Origin of the sequence: Mesorhizobium sp. M7A.F.Ca.MR.362.00.0.0 (genome assembly GCF_004023175.1) — a bacterium.
GTDB lineage: Bacteria > Pseudomonadota > Alphaproteobacteria > Rhizobiales > Rhizobiaceae > Mesorhizobium.
Genome location: NZ_RZTF01000157.1, coordinates 3,549 through 8,801, shown reverse-complemented (window position 1 = coordinate 8,801; position 5,253 = coordinate 3,549). Strand labels below are relative to the sequence as shown.

The 5,253-nt window shown below is 63.2% G+C and carries 6 protein-coding genes; 4 read left to right on the top strand and 2 right to left on the bottom strand.

What is annotated here, in order from left to right:
- From EOC06_RS42885 to EOC06_RS19330, 3 genes are all read left to right on the top strand, one after another.
- Positions 1-628: putative PEP-binding protein (locus tag EOC06_RS42885; protein WP_306462355.1), on the top strand; the 628-nt coding region annotated here is incomplete at its 5' end.
- Positions 629-746: 118 nt separating this feature from the next.
- The gene (locus EOC06_RS19335) at positions 747-1,850 is read left to right on the top strand and encodes a glycosyltransferase family 9 protein (RefSeq protein ID WP_128308533.1); all 1,104 of its coding nucleotides are present in this window, start codon (positions 747-749) and stop codon (positions 1,848-1,850) included.
- Positions 1,851-2,019: 169 nt separating this feature from the next.
- Positions 2,020-2,760: a polysaccharide deacetylase family protein gene (locus EOC06_RS19330; RefSeq protein WP_127327117.1), complete on the top strand. Its 741-nt coding sequence runs from the start codon at positions 2,020-2,022 to the stop codon at positions 2,758-2,760.
- Between the two features lie 39 nt (positions 2,761-2,799).
- On the opposite strand, the gene EOC06_RS19325 is transcribed toward EOC06_RS19330, so the two are convergent.
- Positions 2,800-3,189, bottom strand: coding sequence for a DUF427 domain-containing protein (locus EOC06_RS19325; RefSeq protein WP_128308532.1), 390 nt, complete (start codon positions 3,187-3,189; stop codon positions 2,800-2,802).
- 143 nt (positions 3,190-3,332) lie between these two features.
- Positions 3,333-3,689 (bottom strand): hypothetical protein, encoded by a 357-nt coding sequence (locus EOC06_RS19320; RefSeq protein WP_013532740.1) that lies wholly within the window; start codon positions 3,687-3,689, stop codon positions 3,333-3,335.
- Between the two features lie 183 nt (positions 3,690-3,872).
- Between EOC06_RS19320 and EOC06_RS19315 the strand changes: the two genes are divergently transcribed.
- Positions 3,873-5,253 (top strand): long-chain-fatty-acid--CoA ligase (locus EOC06_RS19315; protein ID WP_245469788.1); only part of this gene is annotated, 1,381 nt, incomplete at its 3' end.

Genomic DNA, 5,253 nt, shown 5'->3' with positions numbered 1-5,253 from the left:
CTCCTATCCCGAGATCGCCGAGATGCAGGCGCGGGCCATTTTCGAGGCGGCCGTGGAGGCCGGCAGGAAGGCCGGCGCGCTGGTGGTCCCCGAGATCATGGTGCCGCTCGTCGGCCTGGTGAAGGAACTCGATTACGTCAAGGCGCGCATCGATGCGGTTGCCAAGAGCGTCATGGACGAAACCGGCGTCAAGATCGATTACCTCACGGGAACCATGATTGAGCTCCCCCGCGCCGCGATCCGTGCCCATGTCATTGCAGAGTCGGCCGAATTCTTCTCCTTCGGCACCAACGACCTGACCCAGACGACCTTCGGCATCTCGCGCGACGATGCGGCCTCGTTCCTGGAAACCTACCGCCAGAAGGGCATTATCGATCAGGACCCGTTCGTCTCGCTCGACATCGACGGCGTCGGCGAACTGGTGCGCATGGCCGCGCAAAAGGGCAGGGCGACGCGGCCAGACATCAAGCTCGGCATCTGCGGCGAACATGGCGGCGATCCGGCCTCGATCCGCTTTTGCGAAGAGGTCGGCCTCGACTACGTGTCCTGTTCGCCCTATCGCGTACCGATCGCCAGGCTGGCGGCCGCGCAGGCTGCGGTGCTGGTTGCGAAGGCAGGCCGCCGATAGGATCCATCCAGCTTACCGTTTTGTAAGGCAATTCACGCGAACGTGCTGGCGGCGTCGCGCAATCTCGACATTGTTCCTGCCCAATTTGCGGCTATCCGCAAATTGCTCCCGGAAACAGATGCTGCAGATTTCTCCCGCGCCGTTCCACTCGATCCTGGTCGTCCAAACCAAGTTCATAGGCGATCTCGTCCTCGCCTCGGCGCTCGCCAAGAACCTGCGGCTCGCATTCCCCGGCGCCAGCATCGTCTTTCTGTGCGAGGCTCGCTTCGAGAGCTTCGTGATCGCCCATGATATAGCTTCCGAGGTGGTCACATTCAGGCGCGACCGCATGCGCGGCACGTCCTTGGAGCGCGGGAAAGAGCTTTACGCCATGGTGCGGGCGTTGCGCCGCTTCCGTTTCGACCTGACCATCGACCTGACCGACTCGAAGACGTCGCGCATCGTCACCGGGCTCGTCAACGCCAAGACCCGTGTCGGTTACAGTCCTTCCGAAAGACCCTTGCGTATGCTGGAGCGGCAACCCGCCAACGTTTTTGCCAAGCCCTACGGCTTTGATGGTCAGCATTTCCTGTACCGCTACCTCTCGCCGCTCGAAGCGCTCGGCATCGAACTTCGCACGGTGATTCCAAACCTTCAGCCGCTGCCAATGGAAACGGCTAAAGCATTGGCGCTGCTGGGTAAGCGCCATCTGCGGCCAAACGCATTCATCGCCGTGCATGCGGGTGCAAGCTTCGAGGGCCGACGTTGGCAGCCGGAGCGGTTTGCAGCGGCGATCGTCGAGATTGCCGGCGAGACCGGCCTGGACGTAGTCCTGGTGGGCGGCCCGGACGAGCGCGAGATCGCCGAACGTATCGTCGCCAGGACCGCGCCGTCGGTCGTCAATCTCGTCGGTGACCTGTCGCTTGAAAGCCTGCTGGCGGTGCTGAAACAGGCCCGGCTGTTTCTCGGCAATGAGAGCGGCCCGATGCACATGGCCGCAGCCACCGGAACCCCGGTTGTCGGATTGTTCGGTCTGACGGAGCCGTCGCGCTGGGGTCCCGTCGGCGTGCCCAGCATCTCGCTCCAGCCGCCGATGCCTTGCGCCTGCATGGCCGAAAACCTCTGCCGCGCGCCGGATCCCAGCAAGGCATGCTGCGTCTGGGGCCTGGAGGTCAAGCCTGTGGTCGATGCCGTGCGCGAGGTTCTTTCGCGCACCGAAATGAAACTGGAACACGCCATCTGAGATCATGCGCCGCATGCACGACCGCTCTCGACGCGGTGGAATGACCTGTCGCCCACAGGAACGGTCACATTGTCGCGGAGCGCTTTTCTGCTATGCGCCATCCCGATTTCCGCCTTCATGCGGGTCGTTGGGATGCCTGCTTGAAATGACGGGTCCGGGAATCGGTTTGATGCGCCTGCTGCAAAAAAATCTCTGCATGATCGCCCTGTCGTGGGCGATGGCATCCGCCAGCCATGCCGCGCCCCTCGTCGAGCCGACGCTGCACATCAAGTCGCAGGCGAGCGGAGCCGGCCGTGTGGCGCTTACGCTCGACGCGTGCGGTGGGCAGACCGACAACCGGATCCTTTCGGCGCTGGTGGACAACAAGATCCCCGCCACCATTTTCGTGACCGGCATCTGGCTGAAGCGAAACGCCGCCGCCGTCGAGATCATGCGGGCGCATCCCGATCTGTTCGAGCTGGAAAACCATGGTGGCCACCACATCCCGGCGGTCGACACGCCGCGGAAAATCTACGGCATCCGCAGCGCCGGCAGCCCGGATGCGGTGCTGGCCGAGGTCGAATCGGGAGCTGCCGCTCTTACCGGGACCGGCGAGCCGGCGCCGAAATGGTTTCGTGGCGCAACCGCGGAATACAGCCCGTCGGCAATCGCCATGATCCGCAAGCTTGGCTTCAAGGTCGCGGGGTTCTCGATAAACGGCGACGGCGGCTCTTTGCTTGGCGCCAAGGAGACCGCCCGGCGCATCGCGGCGGCCAAGGATGGCGACGTCATCATCTCGCACATCAACCAGCCGACCCATGCGGCCGGCGAAGGCGTGGTGCAGGGGCTGCTGGCGCTCAAGGCCAAGGGCTTGACCTTTGTGCGGCTCGACGATGCCGAGGGCATCGGCAATAACGGTACGACGGAGTGAGTGGCCAGCCGAGCATATCTCGATGCCTTCGGCGTTGGCTCAGTCCGGTTTGGCTTCGATCGTGACCTTGCTGGCGTAGAATGCGCCGTGGTTGCGGATTTCAGCCATCTCGTCGAAAGGCCGCTCGTAGGCCCACATGGCGTTCTGGCCGGTCTCGCCGGCAGGCAGCACGCTCCAATAGCTTGCATCGCCCTTGTAGGGGCAATGGGTCGAGTGGTCGTTGCGGCCGAGCTTGCCGAAATCGATGTCGGCGAACGGAATGTAGAAGGCCGCCGGATAGGGGGCCTCGGTCAGCACCTTGGCCTCCGTTGTTGAAGCGATGACCACGTCTCCGACACGCACGGTAACGGTGCCGGCATAGGGCTCGACAGTGATGATTTTGTCCGGGTTGCGTTGGAAACCGGGTGCGGGGTTGGCGGTCTGATCCATGCGGGGGGCTCTCCTTGCGTCGACTTTAAGTGTGTCGCGCAAGCGCATTGCGCAAGCCGCTATCGCCATCCAACACGCAAAACTTGCCTAGCCGACGCCGATGGATCGCCCCTTGGAATCCTCGGGATACTTGTCGTCAGCGGTCAGGCAGCGGCCTTGAACACGTCCATGAGACCGGCATAGGCGGCAGCGATCCCGGCGACCGGGTTGCTGCTTCTCGAGACGGTCTCGACCTTCAGGGAACCGCCGCCGGTAGGCAAGGTGAGCAGCAGGAACTGGCGGTTTCCGCCATCGCCGACTGACGCGGCCGCGACGTGCTGGTCCTCGCCCTGATTCTGGACGCACATCTTGAACAGCAGCGTGCCGCCGACCGCTTCCAGCGCGCCGCCGACAACTTCGACAAATTCATCTTCGGAAACAGTCTTCGTGTCCGGCACCAGATCGGCCAGACTTTCGGCAAGCGTACTCTCGAGAGCCTTGTCGTCGAGCTGCGCGTCCATGCGAACCTCTTTCAGTCGCCAATCGCCCCCCTTTGCCCGTTAACGAAACTTAACGCCGACGATGGCCGGATTGTGGCGGTTTTCCACCAATGCGGCGCTCAGGGGTGCTGGCGGCTGGACAATCCGCCGGTTCGCTCCACAATAGCCCGAAAAGCACAACGCAAAAGCGTGAGGGAGGACCGAATGCTGGGACTGATGCAGGAATGGCCGCTGCTTTGCCATAAGCTCATCGACAATGCCGAGCGGCAGCATGGCGTGCGCGAGATCGTGTCGCGCTCGATCGAAGGGCCGATCGTGCGCACCACCTACGCCGACATCCATCGTCGCGCCCTGAAGGTCGCCCAGCGGCTGGAGCGTGACGGTTATGGGATGGGCGACCGTATCGCCACGCTGGCCTGGAACACCGCGCGCCACATCGAGGCCTGGTACGGCATCATGGGCATCGGCGCCATCTACCACACGCTCAATCCGCGGCTGTTTCCCGAGCAGATCGTCTGGATCATGAACCATGCCGAGGACAAGGCAGTCTTCGTCGACCTGACCTTCGTGCCGCTGCTCGAGAAGATCGCCGGCGCCGTCAAGTCGCTGAAACAGGTGATCGTGCTGACCGACAGGGCGCATATGCCGCCGACGACATTGCCCAACGCGGTCGCCTATGAAGATTGGCTTGACGAAGCGGATGGCGACTTCGCCTGGAAGACCTTCGACGAAAGCACCGCCGCCGGCATGTGTTACACGTCCGGGACCACGGGCGATCCCAAGGGCGTCGTCTACAGCCATCGTTCGAACGTGCTGCACGCCATGATCGCTGCCATGCCCGACGCCATGGGGCTGTCGTCGCGCGATACGATCCTGCCTGTCGTGCCGATGTTTCACGCCAATGCCTGGGGCCTTGGCCAGAGCGGGCCGATGATCGGTGCCAAGCTGGTCATGCCCGGCTGCAAGATGGATGGCGCGTCGATCTATGAGCTGCTCGACACCGAGAAGGTGACCTTCAGCGCCGCCGTGCCGACCGTCTGGATGATGCTGCTGCAGCATCTGGAGGAGACCGGCAAGAAGCTTCCCTATCTCAACAAGGTCGTCATCGGCGGCTCGTCGTGCCCGCGCGCGATCATGACCAAGTTTCAGCAGAACTACGATGTCCAGGTTATCCACGCCTGGGGCATGACCGAAATGTCGCCGCTCGGCACGCTGTGTACCCTGAAGCCGGACCATGCCGGTCTTGAGGGCGAAGCCCGGCTCGACGTCCAGCAGAAACAGGGCTACCCGCCCTTCGGCGTCGAAATGAAGGTGACCGACGACGACAACAACGAGCAGCCCTGGGACGGCAAGACTTTTGGCCGCCTGAAAGTGCGTGGGCCGGCCGTTGCCCGTGCCTATTATGGCGACGCCGGCGTGGAGCAGTTCGATGAGGATGGCTGGTTCGACACTGGCGACGTCGCCCACATCGACGCCGGCGGCTACATGCAGATCACCGATCGCGCCAAGGACGTCATCAAATCCGGCGGCGAATGGATTTCGACCATCGACCTCGAGAACCTGGCTGTCGGCCATCCCGATGTCG